Here is a 23119-nt window from a genome sequence, read left to right on the forward strand (position 1 = left end):
CGCGTTCGATGGCGGTCTCACGCGCTGATGTCAGTTCACCCCGATCGCCGCCGCCAGGCCAGCGACCGGCACCGGGACTCGACATCGTCGCTGTTCAGGGCGTAAACGAACATTCCGGACCGGACACCGGAGGGGATCCGGCGACGCGAAACCCCCTGGCATGGGTCATTCACCCGAGGTGTTCGGCCTCACTGGAATGGCGATCCGGACGACGTTGGGCGCATGATGTTCCGGAGAGTGTCGGTCGGGGGAATTTTCGGTGATGTGAGTGGACTTCGGTAGTGCGTTGGCGCGCCTGTTCGTGCAGGCGGGCCGGCCGACACTGCGGGCTGCCGCAGCACGCTCGACGGTGTCGGCGCAACGGATCAGTGACTGGCGTAACGGGCGCCACTTGCCGCGGGATTTCGCGACCGTCGAACCGCTGCTGCTGTGGCTGACGGCGCGCGCGGTGGCCGATGGGCAGGACGAGGTGTTGAGCCTGCCGCAGTGGAAGGACCTCTGGGACAAGCACCTGACCGAGGCGGACGAGCCCGACCTCGCGCGACCGACCACTTCCGCGGTGGCCCGCCCGTACGCCGGGCTCGCGACGGTCACCGCCGCCGACAGCGCCGTGTTCTTCGGCCGCGACGATCTGATCTCGACGCTCGTCGACACCATCGTGGAGGCCGCCGACGCCCCGACCGGTCCCCGACTGATCATCGTGGCCGGTGTGTCGGGCTCCGGAAAGTCTTCCCTGCTCGACGCCGGCCTGGCGCGCGACCGCCGCGTGCGGGCCCCCCGCCGGGCCGTGATCACCGCGACCGGACTGCAGCTACCCACCGCCTACCCCGGCACACATGCCGAGCCCGAGCCGGCGGACAGCGGGTCGTCGCGTCGGCTCCCCGAGGTGATCGTCCTCGATCAGTTCGAGGATGTGTTCGCGCTGCCGCCGACCGTGCTGGTCGAGACGATGCGCGCGGCTGAGGAGCTGTCGCAGGACTCGGTGGTCGTGCTGGGCGTGCGTGCCGACTTCTTCGGCCAATGCGTGGAGTTCGGGTTCCTCGCGCAGGCCTGGCAAACCCGCTGTGTGATCGTGTCGGAGATGACCGGCGCCCAGTTGCGCGAGGTCATCACCGGTCCGGTCCGGCTGGCCGGCGGGCGGATCGAGTCGGGCCTCGCCGACGTGCTGATCAGCGACCTGCATGCGGCGTCCACCGTGGGCGACCGGGCCGGCCGACTCCCGCTGCTGGCCCACGTGCTGGCGGCGACCTGGACACGCCGGTCGGGTAACCGAATGACGATCTCGGGGTATCGCGCCACCGGCGGCATCGCGCGTGCCGTCGCCGACACCGCCGAAGCCGCCTGGTCGGCGGTGGAACCCGACGACCGCAACCTGGCCCGCGCACTGCTGCTGGCGCTGGTGCATGTGGGCCCGGGCGGTGCGGCGCTGCGCGTGCCGCTGCACACCGACACCATCTCCGATCGGTTCCCGGCCCGCATCTCCGCGGTCATCGACATCTTCGCGCAGGCCCGTCTGCTGATCGTGACGTCGGACTCGGTGATGCTGGTCCACGACGTGGTCCTGACGGCATGGCCCCGGCTGGCCGAATGGATCGCCGCCGACTCCGGCATCCACCAGTGGCGACAGCAACTCGACACCGACACCACCGCGTGGCTCGACACCGATCGCAGCCGCTCATTCCTCTACACCGGATCGCGCCTGGACGATGCCCGCCGACATCGCGCCGCGCTGCGCCGCACCTACCAGCATCTGCTCTCCGCCGAGAACGAGGCATTCCTCGACGCCGCGTTCACCCAGCAGCGCCGACGACGACTGATCCGGGTGCTGTCGATCACGGTGGTGGTGGTGCTGGCCGTGGTGTCGACGATCACCGCGGCCATCGTCCTACGTCAGGCCCACGACCTCACCCAGCAGCGCAACAACGCCGAACGGGCCGCGCTGTTGTCGCACATCGACAGCCTGCAGCAGACCAATCCGTCGATGGCGGCGCGCCTGCTGCTGGTGGCGCTCGATCTCTATCCCGACGACCCGACCATCAGCCAACGCGTGTTGGGCGCGTCCACCAGTCCGCTGTCGGAGCCGCTGACCGGGCACTCCGGTCCGGTGTACGACGTCCGGTTCTCCGCCGACAGCACGATGTTCGCGTCCGCGAGCGGCGACCGCACCGCCCGGCTGTGGCAACGTACCGCCGACGGCTCGTATCGGACGGTGTCGACGCTGGGCGGCTACGGCAACTATCTGACCTCGGTGGCCTTCCACCCCAGCCAAGCCCTGCTGGCGACCGGCAGTGGTGACGGCACCGTCCGCGTGTGGGACATCAGCGAACCGTCGGCGCCACGCCAACAGGTCTCGGTCAGTCCCGGGCACGGAACCGTCTACATGGTGCGCTTCGCGCCGGATGGGCGCCACCTCGCCGCGTCGTCAGACGACGGCACGGTCACCATCTTCGCCGTCGACGCGTCCGGGGCGGTACGCGAGACGGCCATGCTGGCCGCCCATTCCGCGGCCGCACGCACCGTGGCCTACAGCCCGGACGGTCGACTGTTGGCGACCGGTGGCGACGACAAGGTGGTGCGACTGTTCGACACCTCAGACGGTGACCGACCGGTGCCCGCAGCCCCGCCGATCACCGGTTTTCCCAGCATCACCCACGCCGTCGCGTTCAGTCCCGACAGCCGCACCCTCGCGGTCACCGGCGACAGCCCCAACGCCCAGCTGTGGAATGTCGCGACGCCTTCGCGTCCCACCCCGGTGACGACCACACTGCCCAACACCACCGCCGGTTCCTGGTCGATCACCTTCGACGACGACGGCGATCAACTCGCCTCGGCCCGCGCCGACGGGCGGGTGACGGTGTGGAACACCATCGACCCGGCGATGCCCGTGACGCAATGGACATTGCAGTCGGCCAGCATGCAGGGCACGCCGGAACAGGGCTCGGTCCGGACGTTCTCCAGCATCTTCAGCCCGGACGGGTCGAGCATGGTGGTCGGGCGCTCCGACGGCGCCATCGACCTGTGGCATCTGCCCACCGGCGTCATCCCCGATCGTGGCGGCACCGTCACCGGCCTGGCGAACAACGCCGACGGCACGGTGCTCACCACGGTCGGCACCGACACCACCCTCAACGTGTGGTCCACCAGCCCGGAGGGATGGGCCCGGCAGTCACGCACTCCGATCCAGCGGCGGGTCAACGATCACCCGTCGGTCAGCGTGAACGCTGACGGCACGTTGGCCGCTACGGCGAACAACAACGGTGGGCTGGTGCAGCTGTGGGATATCGCCGACCACGCCGATCCGCGTCGCACCGCCGATCTGCGGGTGTCGACGCGATACACCAATGCGATCGCCTTCTCCCCAGAAGCCGACCTTCTCGCCACCGGCACCACCGACACCACCGTGCAACTCTGGGACGTCGGCGATCCCCGGCAACCGAGGGCCGTCGGCGCCCCACTGACCGGGCCCGAAGACCTCATCCGCAGTGTCGCGTTCAGCCCCGACGGCCGACGGCTGGCAGTGACCTCCGACGACAAACGCACCTACGTCTACGACCTCGACGGCGACCGGCGCGCGCCGACCGCCGTCGTCACCGACACCAGCCCGGCGGCGCGGGCGGTGTTCAGCCGCGACGGCACGGCACTGATCATCGCCGCACGTGACCTGTCCACCTGGGACGTCGGGGAGGGCGGCGCCAAGGAGATCGATCGCAAACCCAACATCCACGCGGCAACGTTGTCGCTGACCCCGACCCGGCTGGTGGTGGGCACCGCGACGCATCACCTCACCACCTTCGTGTTCAATCGCGGCCGACTCGGCGCCCAGCAGTCAATCGTCCCGTTGATCACCACCACCGACACCACCACGAAGTGGCAGTTCCCCGATCACATGTACAGCGACGACACCATCATCACCGCCGGTGACGTCACCGGGAGCATCCACCTGCAGACCACCGACCTCGCCACCGCCAACCGGTGGATCTGCGACAGCACACCGCACCTGACCGAGTCGCAGCGCGAACTGTATCTGCCGCACACCGACATCGCCGACGAATGCCATAGCTGATCGCCCGCGAGCGGCCTCGGGTCACGCGCCAGCCGATTGGGCCCGCGCGATCGTCGCCGTCACGGTCCACAGACGACGGAACCCGCCGCAGGCGTATCTGCGACGGGTTCCGGCTCGGCGTTTCGCGAAGTATCAGTACTCCGGGAACAGCGTCAAGGCCCACTCGCCAACCGACTCGAGTTCCGGATTGGTTTCGACGGCCTTGGTGATGCCCAGCTTGATGTTGTCCAGCGTCGGCGCCGCGTTCTCCACCGTCGGCTCGATGGTCGGCAGCGGCTGCGCGCTCGCGGGCGCCGCGGCGAACGCCATCGCCCCGGCCATGGCTGCCCCCGCAAACCCTGCTCCGACCACCCGACGCACGACCTTCGCCCGCGTACCGCGTGCGCTCGTCTCGTTGATTCCCCGGCCCATCTCGTCGACCGCCTTTCCCCCGCCTCAGGCGCGAGTGTCGTGTGAATGACTGCAGTGAACCAATGTATGCGGTGATCGGGCCGCCGGGCACATCGAGATGGCTTGAGTCACAAAAGTTATCGGGCAGCGACAATTGCCAGTGAGGACCGGCGGTTCACCACAGCGCAGCGACTACCGGAAGCTCAGCACCTCGTCGCCCCACGCCCGGCGGATGTCGCCGTCGAGATCGTCGACGACGCGGTCGTCGGAATCGACGACCAGCGTGGACCGCGTCTGCTCGTCGAACATCGGCCACGGCAATGCACCGCTGTCATCCGGCACGCCGTGGTGGGCGAACGAGGTCCAGCGCCGTTGCAGCCGACCGGAGATCTCCTCGCCGGTCTTGCGTCCCCCGAGCTTGAACGTGATGTCTTTGGGCCCGGCGACGAGATTGCCCCAGACGTAGGGCAGTTCGGTGGCGTGCGTGGCCCCCACCCGCAGGGCCCGCAGCATCCGGGTGGCCCAGTCGAAGCGGTACAGGTAGACCGGTGTGTGCCGTCCGTGCGCTTCGGCAAGCCACACCGTGGGCATCCGGAAGGCGATGTCCCGCGCGACACCGAGACCGGCGACCTTGGGCCGCATCCCCGAGTACGCCGAGGTGATCTGCGCGCGCGGCGGCACCGTCACCTCCGGGTACTCGGCCATCATGTCGGCGAACATCCGCTCGATGTCGTCGGGGGTGATCGGCATCAACGGCGACTTCATCCACTTGAACAGCGCCGCCTCGTCCTTGTTGGTCCCGATCAACAGGGGCACCGGCATGGACTCACCGGCGCGGAACACATCCATCGGGTGCCGGGGAACCAGGTCGCCGTCGATGACCGGGGCGAACGCGATGGTGCCGGGATTGTCCACCGGAACGTCGGTGAAGACCGTCATCGTCGCCTCGGTGATCCGTGCGACGTCAACGGTGGCGAGTTGCTCGGCGTCGGCGGATCGCAGACCGAGCGCCGCCATCAGCTTCTCGGCGATCCCCGCCGAGCGCTCGTGGTCGTACATCGACGTCGCCGGTGAACTCTGTGCGATCGCCCGATGGAACAGACCGTCGGCGGCCGCCATCGTCAGCAGCGTGGTGACGATTCCGGCGCCCGCCGACTCACCGAAAACGGTGACGTTGTCGGGATCGCCGCCGAAGCCGGCGATGTTGTCGCGCACCCACTGCAGTGCAAGAAGAATGTCGCTGAGCGCCGCATTCGACTCGAACCGGGGCTGCGTTGAGTCGAGGAGGTCGTTGAGCGATGTGAGGTCGGCGAAGCCGAGTGCGCCGAGCCGATAGTTGAGCGTCACCACGACGACGCGGCCGTCGCGGGCGAGGTCGGTCGCCTCGTAGAGCGGCTGGCTTCCGCTGCCGAACACGTAGGCACCGCCATGCAGCCACACCATCACCGGTAGCGCCTCATCGGCGACCGGCGCCCAGACGTTGAGGAACAGGCAGTCCTCACCCATCTGTGCATCGGCGCCCAATGCGATGGCGGGGTTGCGTTCCTGCGGGCACACCGGGCCGAACCCGGTGGCATCGACGACGTCGTCGTGGGGTTGCGGGGGCCGCGCCCGACGCCACCGCAGGTCCCCGACCGGAGCCGCGGCGTACCGGATACCGCGCCAGACGTCGACACCGTCGCCACTGCTGCCCCGAACCGGCCCGTGGATGGTCGTCACGACCAGATCTGCTTCGCCCATGTCCCCATCGTGGCGCGAACCCGCACACCGCGTCCGCAGATGTGACACACCGGTCACCTTCTACTCTCGGAACCGTGCCTATGACCGAGTTGATCGAGTTGCCCGGTGGCCGGTTCCGGATGGGCTCGGACCGGCACTACCCGGAAGAACAACCTGCCCACGACCGGGTGGTGGAGCCGTTTGCGATCGAACGCCATCCGGTCACCACCGCACAGTTCGCCGAGTTCATCGCAGCAACCGGATATGTCACGGTCGCCGAGCAGGCGCCGGACCCGGCTGATTTCCCCGACGCCGACCCGGCCTCCCTCCTGCCCGGCTCGGTGGTGTTCACCCCGAGCGCGGCACCGGTGGACCTGCACGACTGGCGGGTGTGGTGGCGCTGGCAGCCCGGCGCAAGCTGGCGCCGACCGACCGGCACCGACAATCTCCTCGTGGCCCGCGCCGAGCACCCGGTGGTGCACATCGCCTACCGCGACGCCGCCGCCTACGCCGACTGGGTCGGCCGGCGCCTGCCGACCGAGGCCGAGTGGGAGTTCGCGGCCAGCGGCGGTCTCGACGGGCAGGAGTACGCCTGGCCCGGCGACGAGCTGCGGCCCGGCGGGCGCGACATGGCGAACACCTGGAAGGGCCGATTTCCGTACCGCAACGACGGTTGGGGAACGACGTCGCCGGTCGGCACGTACCCGCCCAACGGGTTCGGCCTGCACGACATGATCGGCAACGTGTGGGAGCGATGCTGGGACGTGTGGGTACCGCGTCACCCGGTGTCCGACACCGCAGCCGTCGATGCCGACGGTCGCCCGAACCTCCTTGAGCCCACCACGTCACCGCAGGTCATGCGGGTCACCAAGGGTGGATCACATCTGTGCGCACCGGAGTACTGTCGCCGCTACCGACCGGCCGCGCGCTCGGCGCAGTCCGACGACTCGGCGACGTCGCATCTGGGGTTTCGGTGCGTGGTGTGAGTAGGCAGACCTCGCGCGGATGAAACGCGTCACAACCAGGAACACACCCCGCCTCCGAGGCCGTTGACTTCTCGGTTCTGGCGCCGGAGGCGGGTTTTTGGAGCCCCCCTGCCGGAGGCGGGTTGTTGGAGCCCCCTGTCAGGATTGAACTGACGACCGCTCGCTTACAAGGCGAGTGCTCTACCACTGAGCTAAGGAGGCATGCGTGCGCGAGTATATCGGCCGTGCGTTGGGATGGTTGAACCCCGTCCGGCTGATCGAGGACCGTCCGGCGACGATCGACACGATCGAACCGGGCAGCATCATGGTCTCGCCGCGCAAACCGATCGACAGGTTCGACGTCGCGGCGATCACAGAGGTGCTCGACCTCGCCACCAAGATCGGTGCGGTCCTACTGGATTCGGGCACAGCTGCGATCGACACGCAGCAGCAGATCGCCTTCGTGTGCGGTGTCTACGGACTCGAGGACGTCGACGTCGACGTGACCTACAACACCATCGTGGTCAGCGCGCGCCGCGGAGCGACTTTGCCGCCCATCACGACGATGGAGCAGGTCTACTACCGCTCGATGGACTTCACCCGGTTGGCACAGATCGACCGGCTGGTCCGTCGTATCCGCGACATGGCGATCACACCGTCGACGGCGCACCGCAAGGTAGACGAGATCATCACCGCGCCGCACCCGTATCCACACCGGATCGCGACCGGCGCCTGGGGCCTGATGGCCGCGGGTGTGTCGGTGTTGCTCGGCGGCGCCGAACTCGGCGCGCTCATCGCTTTTGTGACGACGGTCGTCATCGTGGTGATCAACCGCCGGCTCAATCGGATCGGTACCCCGGTGTTCTTCCAGCAGCTCGTCGGCGGATTCATCGCCGTGGTGCCGGCCGCCGCCGCGTTCGGTATCGCGCAGAACCTGAATCTGTCGATCGACCTGATGCCGTCGTTCGTCATCGCGGCAGGCATCGTGGTGCTGTTGTCGGGGTTGTCGCTGGTCGGTTCGGTGCAGGACGCGATCACCGGCGCCCCGATCACCGGTGTCGCGAGATTCTTCGAGTTGTTGCTGATGACCGGTGGCCTCATCGGCGGTGTCGGTATCGCGATCAGCGTCCTGGAGCATGTCGGCATCTATCTGCCGACGATCACACCGCAGACCACCTTCCCGGCCGTTGAACTGCCGGTCCGCATCTTCGCCGGCGCCCTGGCCGCGTTCGCCTTCGCGTTGGCGAGCTACGCCGAGAAGCGCGCCCTTCCGGTGGCGTTCATGGGCGGTGCGATCGGCGCCGCGGTGGTCGCGTCGGCGTCCTTCGTCGCCGCGGTCGGTGACGTGGTGGCCAACGGTGTGGCCGCTGCCCTGGTCGGACTGGTGGGTGGTCTGCTCGCCCGCCGCGCGCTGACCCCGCCGCTGGTTGTGGCGATCGCCGGCATCACGCCGCTCCTGCCGGGTCTCGCGGTCTACCGCGCGCTCTACGGTTTGCTGGGGGATCAGACCCTCGACGGCATCACCTGGATGATGAACGCCCTGGGCATCGGCGCCGCGCTTGCGGCCGGTGTCACGCTCGGTGAGTTCATCGCCCGCTCGTTGCGGCGTCCGCAGTTGCCCGTCCGTCCGGCGTGGATGGGGATGCTGCGACGCAATCGACTGCAGGGGTATCGCCGACGCCCGTGACCTTCCCGGCGTGTGACCGGCGGCCGTCCGCGGAGCAGGTAACATCGTGATGCGCACACCGACGCCGGTCGTGCACGCGCCACCGGTCACCGCCGGCGGCACACCGTTGTGAAGCCAGAGGACTGTAATGCCTGCGAAAACCACCGACATCACCGACGACGAGTTGGAGCCGGTCGCCGACGAGACGGCAAGTTCCGCACGTCGCGTCGTCGCCGCCTACGCAACCGACGCCGACGAGTGCCGGATGCTGCTGTCCATGCTGGGAATCGCGCCGGGCGAGAACGCCTGAAACGCATGGCGGGGTCCGGGGACGAGTCCAACGGCGGGACCACCGCCGACCATGAGTTCGGTGACGCGCAGTTCGTCGTAGTCGCCAACCGACTGCCCGTCGACAAGGAGGTCCTCCCCGACGGGACGGTGAACTGGAAACGCAGCCCAGGCGGTCTGGTGACCGCGCTGGAACCGATCCTGCGGTCGCAGACCGGCGCCTGGGTGGGCTGGTCCGGTATTGCCGACTCCGACGACAACCCCGACATCGAGGGCATCGACATCCATGCGGTGCCGCTGTCCACGCAGGAGATCGCCGAGTACTACGAGGGGTTCTCCAATGCCACGCTGTGGCCGCTGTATCACGACGTTCTGGTCAAACCCGAGTATCACCGCGAGTGGTGGAACACCTACGTCGAGGTGAACCGACGCTTCGCCGAGAAGACCGCCACCGCAGCGGCCGAAGGCGCGATCGTCTGGATTCAGGACTACCAACTGCAGCTGGTCCCCAAGATGCTGCGGATGTTGCGCCCGGACCTCAAGATCGGCTTCTTCCTACACATCCCCTTCCCGCCGGTCGAGCTGTTCATGCAGCTGCCCTGGCGCACCGAGATCGTCGAGGGTCTGCTCGGCGCCGACCTCATCGGCTTTCATCTGCCGGGCGGCGCCCAGAACTTCCTGTTCCTCGCGCGTCGACTCGCCGGCCAGGCCACCAGCAAGGGCACGGTCGGCGTCCGCTCACGGTTCGGTGTCGTGCAGGTGGGTTTCCGCACCGTTCGGGTCGGCGCCTTCCCGATCTCCATCGACTCCGGTGACCTCGACGCCAAGGCACGGTCCAAGGACATCCGCAAACGTGCCGCCGAGCTCCGCGAAGAACTCGGCAATCCGAAGACGATCATGCTCGGCGTCGATCGTCTCGACTACACCAAGGGCATCGACGTACGACTCGAGGCGCTCTCCGAATTGTTGGCCGAGCACCGGATCAAGCCCGAAGAGACCGTGATGATCCAGCTCGCGACGCCGAGCCGGGAACGTGTCGACAGCTATGTCCGGATGCGCGCCGGGATCGAACAACTCGTCGGCAACATCAACGGTGTCTACGCGACCGTCGGCCAGCCGGTGGTCCAGTATCTGCACCGGCCGGTGCCGCGCGACGAACTGATCGCCTTCTTCGTCGCGGCCGACGTGATGCTGGTGACGCCGCTGCGCGACGGGATGAACCTGGTCGCCAAGGAGTACGTGGCGTGCCGCAGCGACCTCGGTGGCGCCCTCGTGCTCAGCGAATTCACCGGGGCCGCAGCCGAGTTGCGCTCCGCCTATCAGGCCAACCCGTATGACCTCGACGGCGTCAAGGACGCGATCGAGGCTGCGGTGCAACAGTCCACCGAGGACGGCCGCAAACGCATGCGTGCGTTGCGTCGCCAGGTGCTCGCCCACGACGTCGCCAAATGGGCCGAGAGTTTCCTCGGCACACTGGAGTCGGTGACCGAGACCGCCGCCGACCCCAATCGCGGGGTACATCTGGTCCAGGGTGGAACGGAATCGTCGGACAGCAACGAATGAGCGCCACGGGCATCCCCGCAGACTTGCGCGAGTCCCTGACCGCCGCCGCTGCAGTACCCACGCTGTTGGTCGCCTCCGATTACGACGGATGCATGTCGCCGTTGGTGTCACGCCCGGAGGATGCGGTACCCAACCCGGCGTCGGTCGCCGCCATCGAAGCGGCCGCAGCCCTCGCCGATACGGCGGCCGCGGTGGTCTCCGGCCGGGAGCTGGCGGTGTTGGCCGACCTGTCCGGGGTGAAGGGGCCGGTCACACTCGTCGGCAGCCACGGCAGCGAGTTCGACACCGGCTTCGTCGAGGAGATCTCCGAAGCACACCGCGAGCTACTTCATCGGTTGATCGACGAACTACGTTCGATCGCAGCAGATCACCCTGGTTCGCGGGTGGAGACCAAACCGGCCAGCACCGTGCTGCATGTCCGCAATGCCGCACCGGCCGACGCCGACGCAGCGCTCGAGGCGGCGCGATCAGGCCCCGCGCGATGGCCCGGAGTGCATGTCACCGAAGGCAAAGAGGTCATCGAGCTCGCCGTCATCGAGACCAGCAAGGGCCACGCCCTCGACGTGCTCCGCGACCGGGTCGGCGCCGACGCGGTCATCTACCTCGGCGATGACGTGACCGACGAGAAGGCGTTCGCGCACCTCGATTCCGAGCGCGGCGACGTGAGTATCAAGGTCGGCGCGGGGGACACCATCGCCACCCATCGGATCGGTGACACCGACGACGTCGCAACGGTGCTCGAGTTCATCGTCGCACGGCGGCGGGAGTCGACAGGCCGATAGTGCAGTCTGGCTGCGATCGATGTCGACCCGGCGAAGCATCGCCGCGTTCTGGGCTCCGTGTCCGTCCGCATCACCGCTGAGCCTGTCCGGATGGATAATTCAGTCGACCACTGCCACAGGTGATGCTCGCGGACACGTCCGAAACGGATAGGTCGCGTGGAGTGCGCCCACCGCAGTCGAGGTCAGCCCACCGCGCCCGCCCCCACCAGCGGATCAACCGTGCGCGCCCGTTTCGCCGACTCGCGGATGACGCGATGGACAAAGCCGAGCTTGCGAACCACCGGCCGCGGGATCTCGAACGGGTACAGCGGACGGGCCCCCATCGCGCCGTTCACCCGATTGAACATGCTGGACAACCACTTCCAGTCGTAGAGCAACCGTTCGATCGGCTCGTCGGCGTAGGACTGCAACGGCACGATGTCACGGTCCATGGTAAACACGACTTGCGCACTGCTCAGCATCAACCCGGATTCACGCGCGGTGTCGATGGTTCCGGTGATGTGCAGGTAGTGGGCGAAACACTCCGCGAAGTCCTCCCACGGGTGCATCGTCGCGTACTCGGAGATGAAGGAGTCGCGCCAGTTGCGCGGCGGACCGTAGGTGTAATGTCGGTCGATCGCGTCGGTGTAGGAGGCCCGCTCGTCGCCGAAGAGCTCTCGGGCCTCACCAAGGTATTCCGTTGCGCCGTCGCCGGTCTCGACCAGATGGTGTTCGAAGTAATGACCCACCTCGTGCCGGAAATGACCGAGCATCGTCCGGTAGGCCTCGCCGAGGTCGACGCGCAGCCGTTCGCGATGGGCGTCGAGCGATTCGGCGAGGTCGATGGTGATGACACCGTTGGCATGTCCGATGGTCACCGGCCGGCCGGTAGTCTGGCTCGACAACAGGTCGAAGGCAAGGCCGCCGTCGGTGCGCCAGAACGGCTCCACCGGCAGGCCCAGATCGACCAGCTGATACACCAACATGCGCAGGTCGCGGGTGGTGGAGTTGAGTTTTTCCAAAGCGATCGTGTCATCCGGATCGGGTTGCCGTCGGACCAGCGAGCACGGAAAACACCGGCCCCGCAGCCCGATCGACTCCGGCCCCACTTCCGCGGGGGTGACCCAATTGCAGCCGGTGCGGGTGCGGTTGGCACAGTACACCCAGCGTCGGCCGTCGATCAGCACGCCATCCTCTGCGACGACAACCAGCGAACGACTCGGAAGGTGGACGCCGACAGCGGTTCCGCATTGAGGACACTGCCGTGGGACGAACCCCGACAACGCGTTGCAGACGGGGCACGAGAGCGCATGCACAGCGCTCAGCCTATCCCGATTCGGGCCTCTCCGGTGTCGGTCGGCAGGTCGCCGGCCACCACGGCGGTCACCTTGTAGGAGTTCAGGTTGATGGTGCCCCGATGGTTGTCGAGGAACGCCGTGTCGGCGGCGTCGCGGCCGGTGGCGATCCGCACCATGGACTGCCGCGGCGCCAGCCCGGTCGCGTCGACCACCACCCACCGTCCGTCGACCAGTGCCTCGGCGACCGCGTGGAAGTCCATCGGGTCGCAGCCCGGCGCGTACACCGCGACCAGTCGGGCCGGGATGTTCAACGCACGCAGCAGAGCCACCACCAGATGTGCATAGTCGCGGCATACCCCGGCATTGGCGAGCAAGGTGTCCGCGGCTCCGTCGATCGGGTCGCTGGCGCCCGGGATGTAGCTGAGCCGATTCTCCACGTATTCGGCCACCTGCTGCAGCAGTTCACTGGGCGGCAAGTTTATGTCGAACTGTCCGGCAGCGAATCCGAAGAACTTGTCGGCCTCAGCGTATCGACTGGGACGCAGGTAGATCGAATGGTCAGTCACCTCGACCGCGATGGGGTCGGCCGGTGCGGTGACCGATGCCGAGTAGTCCACCACCACCAAGCCTGATTCGACCTGGATGCGGTGGATGCGAGATCCGTGCTCGCCGACGATCTCCTCGGGTTCGACGGCGTCGCCGTCGATGGTCATCGACAGTTCCTCGGTGAGGTCGAGACCGGGCAGCTTCGCCACGGTGATCTGGAATTCGAGCTCCGTGGCAGCGGTGACGTACACCTCGAGGTTGGCGGAGACATCGCGCGTGGCTGTGGTCATGCCCCAACGGTAGGCGATGGCTCACCGGTGGTCGCGGCGACGGGGTCGGCATAGACAACACTGAGCGCCATCACCACGGCCGCACTCTCCTGCACGCGCAGACCGAACTGCGACGGCGAGATCTCGAGCGGGCGGGCGATGGTGGTCGCCGCATCGAACGCGGCCTGCACGGGTGCCAGACCGTGCGGGTGAGCGGCGAACGCGTCGCCGGCGACGACCACACCGTCCGGGTTGAGGACGTCGCGCAGCATCGCGACCACACCACCGAGTACCTCGGCACGCTCATCGACGATCGCCGAGTCGTTCTCACCGACGCCGAGCCGTCGGGCCGCGGACTGCGCGGCACCCCGGCCGATCACATCCTGCAGGACGGGTCGCGCCGCGGAGGCGAGATGGGGTGCGACGACAGGCAGATGCGCGATGGAACCGGCGCCGCGCAGCGGCATCAACACCTTCCCGTCGACAGACATTGCCATGCCGACGGTCTCGCGGGCATAGAAGAACAGGCCGGTACCCACGATCTCCCGCGGCGAACTCAGCAACAGTTCGGCAGCCGCCATCGCCTGCACGTGCTCGCCGACCGAGACCGGGACGCCGAGAGCGGTGGCCAGCATCTGCCCCACCGGGACACGCCGCCAGCCGAGAACCGGATGGTCGATTCGTCCCGTTGCCGCATCCACGGCACCGCCGGCGGCGACACCACCCCACAGCAACCGACGCCCACTGAACCGGTCGACGAGTTCGGCCAGCTGATCGCACAGATCACCGACAGCCGCCTCGTCGCGCGGTGTGCGGACCGCATGGCTGTACAGGGTCCGTCCGCCGAGGTCGGCGATGGCCAGCAGTGTTCGCCGTGCGCCGATGTGCATTCCGGCGACGCACAATGTGTCTCGGTCGATGGTGAGGGGATGTTTGGGTCGCCCGATACCGCCGGGGTCCACCAGATCGGGCCGGTCGACGATCAGACCGATCCGAGACAATGCAGCGACCTGACGGTTGATGGTCGCCGGTGACAATGCGGTCGCGGCGGCCAGGTGATCACGCGTCACGGGGCCGCTGACCCGGATGGCGTGCAGCACGGCCGCGGCGGGCGTGGAGCCGACCTGCAGGGCCGCGGGCACGACTCCGGTCGACGACATGCACCAAACTTAGCAACGCAGTGCCGTCGCTAAGCTGAGGTCATGAGCAGCTCCCTCGAACGCGGCACGACGGACACGGACAAAAAGCTCGCGGTGGTGACCGGCGCGAGCTCGGGGATCGGCGCGGCGACCGCACGTCAGCTTGCCGAACAGGGCTATCACGTCGTCCTCGGCGCCCGACGTACCGAGCTGATCGACGAACTCGCCGCGGAGATCGGCGGCACCGGCCGTCGCCTCGACGTCACCGACGAGGATTCGGTCGCGTCCTTCGTCGACGGACTCGATACCGTCCATGTCCTGGTGAACAATGCCGGCGGCGCCAAAGGGCTCGATCCCATCGCGACCGCAGACCTCGACGACTGGCGGTGGATGTATGAGACCAACGTCCTCGGCACGCTGCGGATCACCAAGGCGCTGCTGCCCGCACTGATCGCATCGGGCGACGGCCTGATCGTGACAATCTCCTCGATCGCGGCCCTCGAGGCGTACGACAACGGCGCCGGCTACACCTCCGCGAAGCACGCACAGGGTGTGCTGCATCGCACGCTGCGCTATGAGCTGCTCGGAAAGCCGGTGCGCCTCACCGAGATCGCACCGGGCATGGTCGAAACCGAGTTCTCGCTTGTCCGGTTCCGCGGAGATCAGGACCGCGCCGATGCCGTCTACCAGGGCCTGACCCCATTGACCGCCGACGACGTGGCCGAGGTAATCGGTTTCGTCGCCTCGCGGCCGCCGCACGTGAACCTCGACCAGATCATCCTGAAACCGCGAGATCAGGCCTCGGCTCGGCGAAACATCAAGACGGGGTAGGCGCGCCCACCCGTACCCGACGAACTCAACCCGCCGGCGCCGCCGACCGCGGCGCACCGGATGGCGTTGCCGGCGCATCGATCTGCTCGGGATCGCCCTGGATCGCCGACATCCCGGTCCAGGTGTCCCAGTCGAAGATCCAGTCGAAGATGTCGCCGTCGGCCTCCGACAACTCGATGCGGGTACCGGTCACCTCCACCGGATCGCCGTAGACCGCGGTGTCGAAATATCGTTGCGCATTCTCCAGAGACAGATTGATGCAGCCGTTGGTGACGTTCGACGACCCTTGCACGCCAATGGTTTCCGGGTTGGCGTGGATGAACTCACCGTTGTTGGAGATGCGGACGGCGAAGCGTTCGCGGATGTTGAAATACCCGGCCGCGGGGTTGCTCATGTAGAAGTCTTCGTACTTCTCGGTCACCACATGGATGCCCGAACGGGTGACGTTGCGATCCAGGTCGCCCTCACCGTAGCTACACGGCAGCGTCATCAGCACGGCACCGTCACGCACCACCACGATCTGATGCGACGACGACTCGGCCTTCACGATCTGTGATCGTCCGATGCCGAAGTCGCTGGTCACATCCGCTGCGCCATAGGCGCCGCCGCCGTGGTCGACGCCGTAGAGGTCGGCCGACATGTGCACCTTGGTGCCCGGCACCCAATAGTCCTTGGGTCGCCAGTGCACTCGTGACCCGTTGTCCTCGCCGAGCCAAGCCCAGGCACCCTCGGTCTCCGGTTCGGTGGTGACGCTCAGCGCCTTCTCGACGGCTTCCTTGTCATCGACCGTCGCATTGAACTTCAGGATGATCGGCGCGGCGATACCGACCTCTTGGCCGTCGCCGATGTTGACCACCACGTTGATCTGCGACTCTGGGGTCAGCGTCGTGAACGTCCCTTCGACCGGCGCGGTGACCCGGTCGCTGCCGATGGCGCTGCCCTGCCACGTGTACTCCGACCCGTACCCCAGAGGTTCGGTGATGGTGAAGGTGGTCTGGTCATCCGACATCTCCCCCTGCACCACCTTGCCGTTCGGGTTGAGCAGCTTGATGTCGGGATTGAGTTGACCGTTTTCGGCTTTCACCGAGAACGTGTCGGTGGGGTTCGGGGCGTCCGGCGAATCGAGCGAAGGCGTGAACACGACCTGCACGGTGGGCTCGGCGGGTCCCGCGTTTTCGCTGGCGGAGTCGCCGCCCGAACACGCGGCAACCGCCGCACCGACAGCGCCGAGTCCGGCGGCGGCAAGGACGGTGCGACGAGTGACGAGAGATTTCGCAGTCATAACATCTCGAGCCTACCGAGCGAATGTCCGGAAAACCCCATCTGCCAGCTGTGATCTGGCTGAAAAACCGACGATCACCCGGGCAGGTGGGCGCGCTCACCTTCGTGGTCGAAGATCGACACGATCTCGGCCGGCCCGTCGACGGCGGCCATTCCGTGGGGCACCATGGTCGAGAACTCCGCCGCCTGGCCGGTAGGGACCGCGATCACCCGCTCCCCGAGGTGCAGCCGGATGGTCCCGGAGATGACCGTGAACCATTCGCGGCCAGGGTGTACGCCCAGGTTGTTCGGGTCCACCACGTGCTCTTCGGTGATCCGCATCTTGGCCACCGTGACCCCACCGGGAGTCTGATTCCGCGACAGCTTCCACACGGTCATTCCGGCGGTCCGGTGCGACTCTGGACGGATCACCACGTCCTCGTCGTTGGACGGCTCGACCAGCTGGTCCAGGGTGGTGCCCAGGGCGCGCGCGATGGGCACCAGCTGGTCCAACGCCACTCTCCGATGCCCGGTCTCGATGCGACTCAGCGTCGACGGACTCAGGAAGCAGCGCGCGGCCAGTGAGTCCAAGGTCCACCCCTTGGCCACTCGCAGCCCCCGAATCCGCTGACGGACCACCGCATCAATTTCTTGCTCCATACGCAAGACTGTATGCCAATCCGGCATTTCGCCGCTACCGTCGACGGTATGACGCAGTCCGCACACTCACCGCACACCGGGCACCATCCCGGTCACGACGCACATCGGCGGCACGGCCATCACCACAGCGCCCACGCCGCGTACACGCACGATCCGGCCACCGCCGACGCGATGGCCGAAGGCATGGCCGAGGTGCTCGACCTCGACGCAGCGGCCTCCGGCGGTTTCGTCGACGAGCTCGCCGAACGCATCGCCGACCTGATTGCCGCGCCACGCTCCGTCGTCGACCTCGGGTCGGGCACCGGCGGGCTCACCGCGCGCCTCGCGGCCCGCTTCCCGTCGGCACAGGTCACCGCGCTCGACAATGCGCCGGACATGCTCGACCGCGTCCGCGACGCGGCCCGGGCCGCCGGTGTCGGCGATCGTGTCCGGACGCAGGTCGCCGATCTCGACACCGCACTGCCGGGCGATCTCGCCGACCTCGACGTGGTGTGGTCGTCGTCGACCATGCACCACTTCGCCGCGCCGGCGGACCTACTCGGCAGTGTCCACGCCGCAGTCCGGCCCGGCGGCCTGCTGATTGTGGTGGAGCTCGACGGCCTTCCCGCTTTCCTCCCGCCCTACACACCCGATGGACAGCTGGAGCGTCGCCTGCACACGATCATGACCGAGCGCGGGGCCAACGCCCACCCCGACTGGTCGCCGGTGATCGTCGGCGCCGGCTTCGACCTGCTCGAGACCCACGCCATCACGAATGCACCGGCACCGCTGGATCTCACGAGTCGCTATGCGCACGCCTGGATCTCGCGGATGGCGCACGGCCTGGCCGAGGAACTGTCCGACACCGACCGGTCCCGGCTCGATGACCTGCTCGCCCCCGCCGGACCATCGTCGCTGGGCACGCGCGACGACCTCACCGTCAGAACCCGCCGCACCGCATGGATCGCCCGGCGGCCCGAACACAACCAGGAGAAACCATGAGCAGCAAGAATTTCGACGTCGCGATCGTCGGCGGCGGCCCCGCCGGGCTGAGCGCGGCCACCACCCTGGCGCGGTCCCTGCGCTCGGTCCTCGTCGTCGACGGCGGCCAACCCCGCAACGCCCCGGCCGACGGCGCCCACAACGTCCTCGGCCAGGAGAACATCTCACCGACCGAACTTCTGGACCGCGGGCGGGCCGAGGCCCGCAGCTACGGAGCGGATTTCGTCTCCGATGAGGTGATCGACGCTGCGCGTGGCGACAACGGCACGTTCACCCTGACCCTCGCCGGCGGCGACACGGTCGACGCACGGCGCGTGCTGCTGGCCACCGGTCTCGTCGACGAGCTACCCGAGGTACCCGGAGTGCCCGAACTCTGGGGCTCCACGGTGCTGCACTGTCCGTTCTGCCATGGATGGGAGGTACGCGGTCAGCGGATAGGCATCCTGGGCACCGGGCCGATGGCCGTCCACCAGACGTTGCTGTTCCGCCAACTGAGCGACGATGTCACGTTGTTCACCCACACCATGGGCGAGATCGAACCCGCCGAGCGCGAACAGCTCTCGGCACTCGACGTCGCCATCATCGATCAGACGGTGGACCATCTCGACATCGCCGACGGCACGCTGGCGGCCGTCGCACTGACCGACGGCGACCGTATCGAACGGGACGCACTGGTGGTCGCACCGAAGTTCGTGGTCCGATCCGCGCTCTACTCCAGCCTGGGCGGAACGCTCGCCGATCACCCGATGGGGCAGTATGTGGCGACCGATGCGATGGGCGCCACCGACATCCCCGGTGTCTGGGCCGCCGGTAACGTCGCCAACCTTGCCGCCACGGTCGCGGTGTCGATGGGTGCGGGCGTAACCGCGGCCGGCGCGCTGCACATGGATCTGATCACCGAGGACACACGCCGCGCGGTCCAGGCCCGACGCTCACGCGCCCTCGCAGATGCCCAAGAAGCTGTCTGACCGCCGCGCCGCGGTCAGTCGGCGAAACCGTCGAGCACCGCACGCGACCCGGACAGTCCAAGCCGGGTCGCGCCTGCGCCGATCAGCTCCGCCGCGAACTCGGGTGTGCGGATGCCTCCGCTGGCCTTCACCCCGACCGTCTCGCCGACCGCGGCACGCATGAGGCGGACCGCCTCGACGCTCGCGCCGCCGGATGGATGGAAGCCGGTGGAGGTCTTGACCATCGTCGCACCGGCCTGCGCCGCACGGCGACAAACCTCGGTGACCGTGTCGGGACCGGCGAACTCGAGCAGCGCAGCAGACTCGATGATGACCTTCAACACCACGTCGCCGATGGCCTCGCGGACGGTCAGCACGTCGGCGAACACCTCGTCGAAACGCCCGTCGACCGCGGCGCCGACATCGATCACCATGTCGACCTCCTCGGCTCCGGTGTCGACGGCCAGACGGGCCTCGGCCGCCTTGACCAGCGAATGATGCTTGCCCGACGGGAACCCGGCCGCCACGCAGGTCTTCTGCTCGCCGGTGTCGATGGGCAGCATCGACGGCGACAGGCACACCGCATACACGCCCAGGTCGGCGGCCTCGGCGACGGTGGCCTCAGCGTCCGCGCGGGTGGCCTCGGGTTTGAGCAGAGTGTGGTCGATGAGGGCCGCGACATCGCGCCGGGTCAGGTCGGTGGTGATCACACAGACGAGCTTGGCACACTGACAGACGTGGCAGCATCAGAGCCGACGCCCGCAGCGGCCGTCGCGGCATCGACGACATCGTCCTCCCCCGACAGCGATCGGCGGTACGTCCTGACCCTCGGATGCCCCGACCGCACCGGAATCGTCGCGCGGATCTCCGGGTTCCTCGCCGAGATCGGCGGCTGGATCACCGAGGCGGGGTATCACTCCGACAGCGAGACCGGGTGGTTCTTCACCCGGCAGACCGTGCGGGCCGGATCGGTCCGGATCGGCCTCGACGAGATGCGCGAACGCTTCGCCCGTGAGGTGGCCGCCGAAATCGGCCCCGACACCGAGTGGCAGCTCACCGACACCGGCGCACCGAAGTCGGTGGTGCTGCTGGTCAGCAAGGAGAGCCACTGTCTAGTGGACCTGCTCGGCCGTGCGCATCGCGGCGAACTGCCGGCCAACGTGTCCGCGGTGATCGGCAATCATCGGGATCTCGAAGAGCTCGTCACCCGCTTCGACGTCCCGTTCCACCACGTGCCATTCCCATCCGACGGCAAGGCGCAGGCATTCGATGAGGTGGCCACCGTGGTCGAGCAGTACTCACCAGATGCCGTGGTGTTGGCGCGATTCATGCAGATCCTGCCGCCACAGCTCTGCGACGCGTGGGCAGGCCGCGCGATCAACATCCACCACAGCTTCCTGCCCAGCTTCGTCGGCGCCCGCCCGTACCACCAGGCGTTCGCACGCGGCGTCAAACTGATCGGCGCCACCTGCCACTACGTGACCGCCGACCTCGACGCGGGACCCATCATCGAGCAGGACGTGATCCGGGTCGATCACAGCGACACCGTCGCCGACATGGTGCGCCAGGGCCGCGACATCGAGACGATGGTGCTCTCCCGCGGCCTGCGCTGGCATCTCGAGGACCGCATCCTGGTGCACGGCCGCAAGACGGTCGTCTTCACCTGACGTCACCGCGGATTCGTAGTATCGACCGGCGTTTTTCCGCCGGTTGATACTACAAATCGTCAGAAGCCGAAGTCGCCGAAGTCTCCGAAATCGCCGCCGCCGTCGAAGAAACCGCCGCCGGAGTCGCCACCCATGTCGCCGCCACCGAAGTCGCCACCGGCATCGCCGGCGTCACTACCGGCGTCTCCACCGTCGAGTGCGCCGGCGTCCGATCCGTCACCTGCACCGCTCTCGAAGGCGTTCGCATCGTAGTTGACACCTGCCATGCCGGAGAACAGCGCCGAGAACAGGAACATCGACCCGATGCCCCACGCGCCGGCGACCAGGGCGGGCTTCCACCACGGCTCGGAGTACCAGCCGGCCGGCACCGGGCGCCCGGCGACACGACCACCGGGATAGTAGTTGGGGGTTCGCTCCGAGGGGCCGGGCGACGCCTCGATCTGCCGGCCCTCGAAGTCGACCGTGCGGTCTTCGGTAACCGCGCCGGCGCTCTTCTGACCCTCGAGTTCGGGCACGGGTGGGCCCGGGTCGAGATTCATGGCGGTGCGGGCCGCGCGGACGTAGTAGAGACCCTCCAGCGCGGTCTGTTTGGCCAGGCGCGCCTGCGCCGGCGACGTCGCCTGCTCGATCTGCGATCCCGCGGCGTTGTAGCGTTCGCCGGCGTCGGCGAGCGCCTGCTTGGATGCGGGGCCGTCACCCACCAGCATGAACACCTGGCCGCCGAGCCGTTCGATGGCTTGGCGCGCATCGGCTTTGGCGTCGTCGAGCTGGCGAGCGGCGTTGGCCCCGGATCGTTGCTGCGACATCACCACGATGCCGACAACCACCACGACGACCACCGCGATCAAGATCAGTGCGCTCATCTCTTCCTCCGTAGGGGGTACACCTGCGCTGCCCTCCCGGGAGACCGCGGGGGCGCTCCGCCAAGATCGGCAAAATCGGACATCTCCCAGCGTACCGACGATCGTCGGCTCACCGCCGCGTCCGCATCCGGCGGCGGTCGCTCAGGCCGCCGAGCAGCCGCCGGAATCTCCGGTCATCTGACCCGACAGCGCCACATCCTGCCCGTCGACGGCGAAGTCGACGCCCTGGTCGGTCACCTTCATGTTCTGCACGGTGACCTCGTCGAACAGCGGGCCGAACATCGAATCGGACACACTGTCGACCACCTGCTGGGCGAAGTCGGAGGGGATGCCGAAGATGAAGGCGTTGGCCTCGACCACCTCGAAGTCGACGCGCCCGTCCTGCAGCACGGGTTTGATCGTGGTGGACACCGGGATCGGTAGGAAGGCGAGCTGCACCGCGGAATCGACCTTGATGGTCCCGTCGGCGGCATTGCCGGTGATCGACTCGATACTGGCGCCCTGCATCAGGCTGCTCGCCCCGTTGCCGCCGTTGCCCGAGGTCGACGGATCGGGGCTTGCGGTGGCCGACTCGCTCATCGCGACCACCCGATCGAACGGGATGAACCCGGTGCCGACCAGAGAGCGGATGTTGGTGGTGTCCCCGTCGCCGGTGATGCCCTCGGCCCGCGCATGCAACCGCATCTGGCCGGGCTCGTCGGCGGTGTCGATCTGGACGAACGGGATGTCGTTGCCGAAGCCCTGCAACAGCATCGGCTTGCGACTCAACGACACCGAGGTCTCGGTACCGGTGAGGTCGGTGAAGGCGCTCTCCATGCAGTCGGTCGCCTGGTTGCGCAGATAGAGTTCGCTGCCGACGGCGGCGATCACCAACACCAGGACCACCGCCACCGAGGCCAGTGCGACGATCTTGCCGGTGCTACGCCGTTTGGCCGGCGCCGACGACACGACACCGGGCTGCGCTTCGGGCGGTATCGGCGCGAAACCGTCGGTCCCACTCGCCGGGAACCCGCCGGTCTCCCCGGGGCCGAACTGAGCGGTCTCGGTGCGCGGCACCTGCGAATAGGCGCGCGGTGACTGATCGGTCGTCGCCGCGGCGTCGAGCCGCGCGGTGTGATCGTCCGGGTACGGATGGGCACCCGGCTCGTCGGGACGACCCGTCTGCGGGGTGGGCTCGTTGTCGGACCGCTTCTGCGGGTCCTCGCCGGCTGCCGGCCGGTCGGTGTTCTCGCTGTCGGTCATG

At 67.8% G+C, this 23119-nt stretch carries 20 protein-coding genes and 1 tRNA gene; 10 read left to right on the forward strand and 11 right to left on the reverse strand.

Annotated features, from left to right (window positions below; all coding sequences use genetic code 11):
- Window positions 1-268 precede the first annotated feature (268 nt).
- Window positions 269-4063: a hypothetical protein gene (locus tag ACIGKQ_RS15760; protein WP_396574416.1), complete on the forward strand. Its 3795-nt coding sequence runs from the start codon at window positions 269-271 to the stop codon at window positions 4061-4063.
- 132 nt (window positions 4064-4195) lie between these two features.
- Here the strand turns inward: ACIGKQ_RS15760 and ACIGKQ_RS15765 are convergent, their stop codons facing one another.
- Window positions 4196-4474: a hypothetical protein gene (locus ACIGKQ_RS15765; RefSeq protein WP_235723979.1), complete on the reverse strand. Its 279-nt coding sequence runs from the start codon at window positions 4472-4474 to the stop codon at window positions 4196-4198.
- Window positions 4475-4645: 171 nt separating this feature from the next.
- Window positions 4646-6193, reverse strand: a complete 1548-nt coding sequence (locus ACIGKQ_RS15770; protein ID WP_396574417.1) for a carboxylesterase/lipase family protein — start codon at window positions 6191-6193, stop codon at window positions 4646-4648.
- 80 nt (window positions 6194-6273) lie between these two features.
- Between ACIGKQ_RS15770 and ACIGKQ_RS15775 the strand changes: the two genes are divergently transcribed.
- Window positions 6274-7158, forward strand: a complete 885-nt coding sequence (locus tag ACIGKQ_RS15775; protein ID WP_396574443.1) for a formylglycine-generating enzyme family protein — start codon at window positions 6274-6276, stop codon at window positions 7156-7158.
- A 126-nt stretch (window positions 7159-7284) separates the two neighbouring features.
- On the opposite strand, the gene ACIGKQ_RS15780 is transcribed toward ACIGKQ_RS15775, so the two are convergent.
- Window positions 7285-7359 (reverse strand) — tRNA-Thr (locus tag ACIGKQ_RS15780).
- Between the two features lie 4 nt (window positions 7360-7363).
- Between ACIGKQ_RS15780 and ACIGKQ_RS15785 the strand changes: the two genes are divergently transcribed.
- The 4 genes from ACIGKQ_RS15785 (at window position 7364) to otsB (ending at window position 11436) form a co-directional block, all read left to right on the forward strand.
- Window positions 7364-8824 carry a threonine/serine exporter ThrE family protein gene (locus tag ACIGKQ_RS15785; RefSeq protein ID WP_235723977.1) on the forward strand — a complete coding sequence of 487 codons (1461 nt, stop codon included), beginning with the start codon at window positions 7364-7366 and terminating at the stop codon, window positions 8822-8824.
- A 127-nt stretch (window positions 8825-8951) separates the two neighbouring features.
- On the forward strand, window positions 8952-9113 hold the full coding sequence (locus ACIGKQ_RS15790; RefSeq protein ID WP_006330670.1) for a hypothetical protein: 162 nt from the start codon (window positions 8952-8954) through the stop codon (window positions 9111-9113).
- Between the two features lie 5 nt (window positions 9114-9118).
- Complete coding sequence (locus ACIGKQ_RS15795) at window positions 9119-10654, forward strand: trehalose-6-phosphate synthase (protein WP_266060377.1); 1536 nt, start codon at window positions 9119-9121, stop codon at window positions 10652-10654.
- Complete coding sequence (gene otsB, locus ACIGKQ_RS15800) at window positions 10651-11436, forward strand: trehalose-phosphatase (protein WP_235723975.1); 786 nt, start codon at window positions 10651-10653, stop codon at window positions 11434-11436. Before ACIGKQ_RS15795 ends, otsB begins: the two co-directional genes overlap by 4 nt.
- A gap of 182 nt (window positions 11437-11618) precedes the next feature.
- On the opposite strand, the gene ACIGKQ_RS15805 is transcribed toward otsB, so the two are convergent.
- The 3 genes from ACIGKQ_RS15805 to ACIGKQ_RS15815 are packed head-to-tail and all read right to left on the reverse strand — an operon-like array spanning window position 11619 to window position 14688.
- Entirely contained in the window at window positions 11619-12731 is a 1113-nt protein-coding gene (locus tag ACIGKQ_RS15805; protein WP_396574418.1) for a putative zinc-binding metallopeptidase, read from the reverse strand.
- 5 nt (window positions 12732-12736) lie between these two features.
- Window positions 12737-13549: a transglutaminase family protein gene (locus ACIGKQ_RS15810; protein WP_235723973.1), complete on the reverse strand. Its 813-nt coding sequence runs from the start codon at window positions 13547-13549 to the stop codon at window positions 12737-12739.
- Entirely contained in the window at window positions 13546-14688 is a 1143-nt protein-coding gene (locus tag ACIGKQ_RS15815; protein WP_266060373.1) for an ROK family transcriptional regulator, read from the reverse strand. The genes ACIGKQ_RS15810 and ACIGKQ_RS15815 overlap by 4 nt, the downstream gene beginning before the upstream one ends.
- 42 nt (window positions 14689-14730) lie before the next feature.
- Between ACIGKQ_RS15815 and ACIGKQ_RS15820 the strand changes: the two genes are divergently transcribed.
- Window positions 14731-15498, forward strand: a complete 768-nt coding sequence (locus ACIGKQ_RS15820) for an SDR family NAD(P)-dependent oxidoreductase (protein WP_266060372.1) — start codon at window positions 14731-14733, stop codon at window positions 15496-15498.
- 25 nt (window positions 15499-15523) lie between these two features.
- Here ACIGKQ_RS15820 and ACIGKQ_RS15825 read toward each other — a convergent pair whose 3' ends face one another.
- Window positions 15524-16780: an Ig-like domain-containing protein gene (locus ACIGKQ_RS15825; protein ID WP_266060371.1), complete on the reverse strand. Its 1257-nt coding sequence runs from the start codon at window positions 16778-16780 to the stop codon at window positions 15524-15526.
- A gap of 74 nt (window positions 16781-16854) precedes the next feature.
- Complete coding sequence (locus ACIGKQ_RS15830) at window positions 16855-17418, reverse strand: helix-turn-helix domain-containing protein (RefSeq protein ID WP_266060370.1); 564 nt, start codon at window positions 17416-17418, stop codon at window positions 16855-16857.
- Window positions 17419-17466: 48 nt separating this feature from the next.
- Here ACIGKQ_RS15830 and ACIGKQ_RS15835 point away from each other — a divergent pair, with 48 nt between their 5' ends.
- Complete coding sequence (locus ACIGKQ_RS15835; protein WP_396574419.1) at window positions 17467-18399, forward strand: class I SAM-dependent methyltransferase; 933 nt, start codon at window positions 17467-17469, stop codon at window positions 18397-18399.
- A complete protein-coding gene (locus tag ACIGKQ_RS15840) occupies window positions 18396-19367 on the forward strand; it encodes an NAD(P)/FAD-dependent oxidoreductase (RefSeq protein WP_396574420.1) in 972 nt (323 codons plus the stop codon). Before ACIGKQ_RS15835 ends, ACIGKQ_RS15840 begins: the two co-directional genes overlap by 4 nt.
- 14 nt (window positions 19368-19381) lie before the next feature.
- Here the strand turns inward: ACIGKQ_RS15840 and deoC are convergent, their stop codons facing one another.
- On the reverse strand, window positions 19382-20056 hold the full coding sequence (deoC, locus tag ACIGKQ_RS15845; RefSeq protein ID WP_396574421.1) for a deoxyribose-phosphate aldolase: 675 nt from the start codon (window positions 20054-20056) through the stop codon (window positions 19382-19384).
- A 27-nt stretch (window positions 20057-20083) separates the two neighbouring features.
- Here deoC and purU point away from each other — a divergent pair, with 27 nt between their 5' ends.
- Window positions 20084-21013 (forward strand): formyltetrahydrofolate deformylase, encoded by a 930-nt coding sequence (gene purU / locus ACIGKQ_RS15850; RefSeq protein ID WP_266060366.1) that lies wholly within the window; start codon window positions 20084-20086, stop codon window positions 21011-21013.
- 59 nt (window positions 21014-21072) lie between these two features.
- Here purU and ACIGKQ_RS15855 read toward each other — a convergent pair whose 3' ends face one another.
- Together ACIGKQ_RS15855 and ACIGKQ_RS15860 are read right to left on the reverse strand one after the other, a co-directional pair.
- Window positions 21073-21876 carry a DUF1542 domain-containing protein gene (locus ACIGKQ_RS15855; protein WP_266060365.1) on the reverse strand — a complete coding sequence of 268 codons (804 nt, stop codon included), beginning with the start codon at window positions 21874-21876 and terminating at the stop codon, window positions 21073-21075.
- Window positions 21877-22017: 141 nt separating this feature from the next.
- Entirely contained in the window at window positions 22018-23118 is a 1101-nt protein-coding gene (locus ACIGKQ_RS15860) for an LmeA family phospholipid-binding protein (protein WP_235723964.1), read from the reverse strand.
- Window position 23119 lies beyond the last annotated feature (1 nt).

The sequence above is a fragment of the Gordonia sp. NPDC062954 genome (genome assembly GCF_044543825.1).
GTDB classification, from domain to species: domain Bacteria; phylum Actinomycetota; class Actinomycetes; order Mycobacteriales; family Mycobacteriaceae; genus Gordonia; species Gordonia tangerina.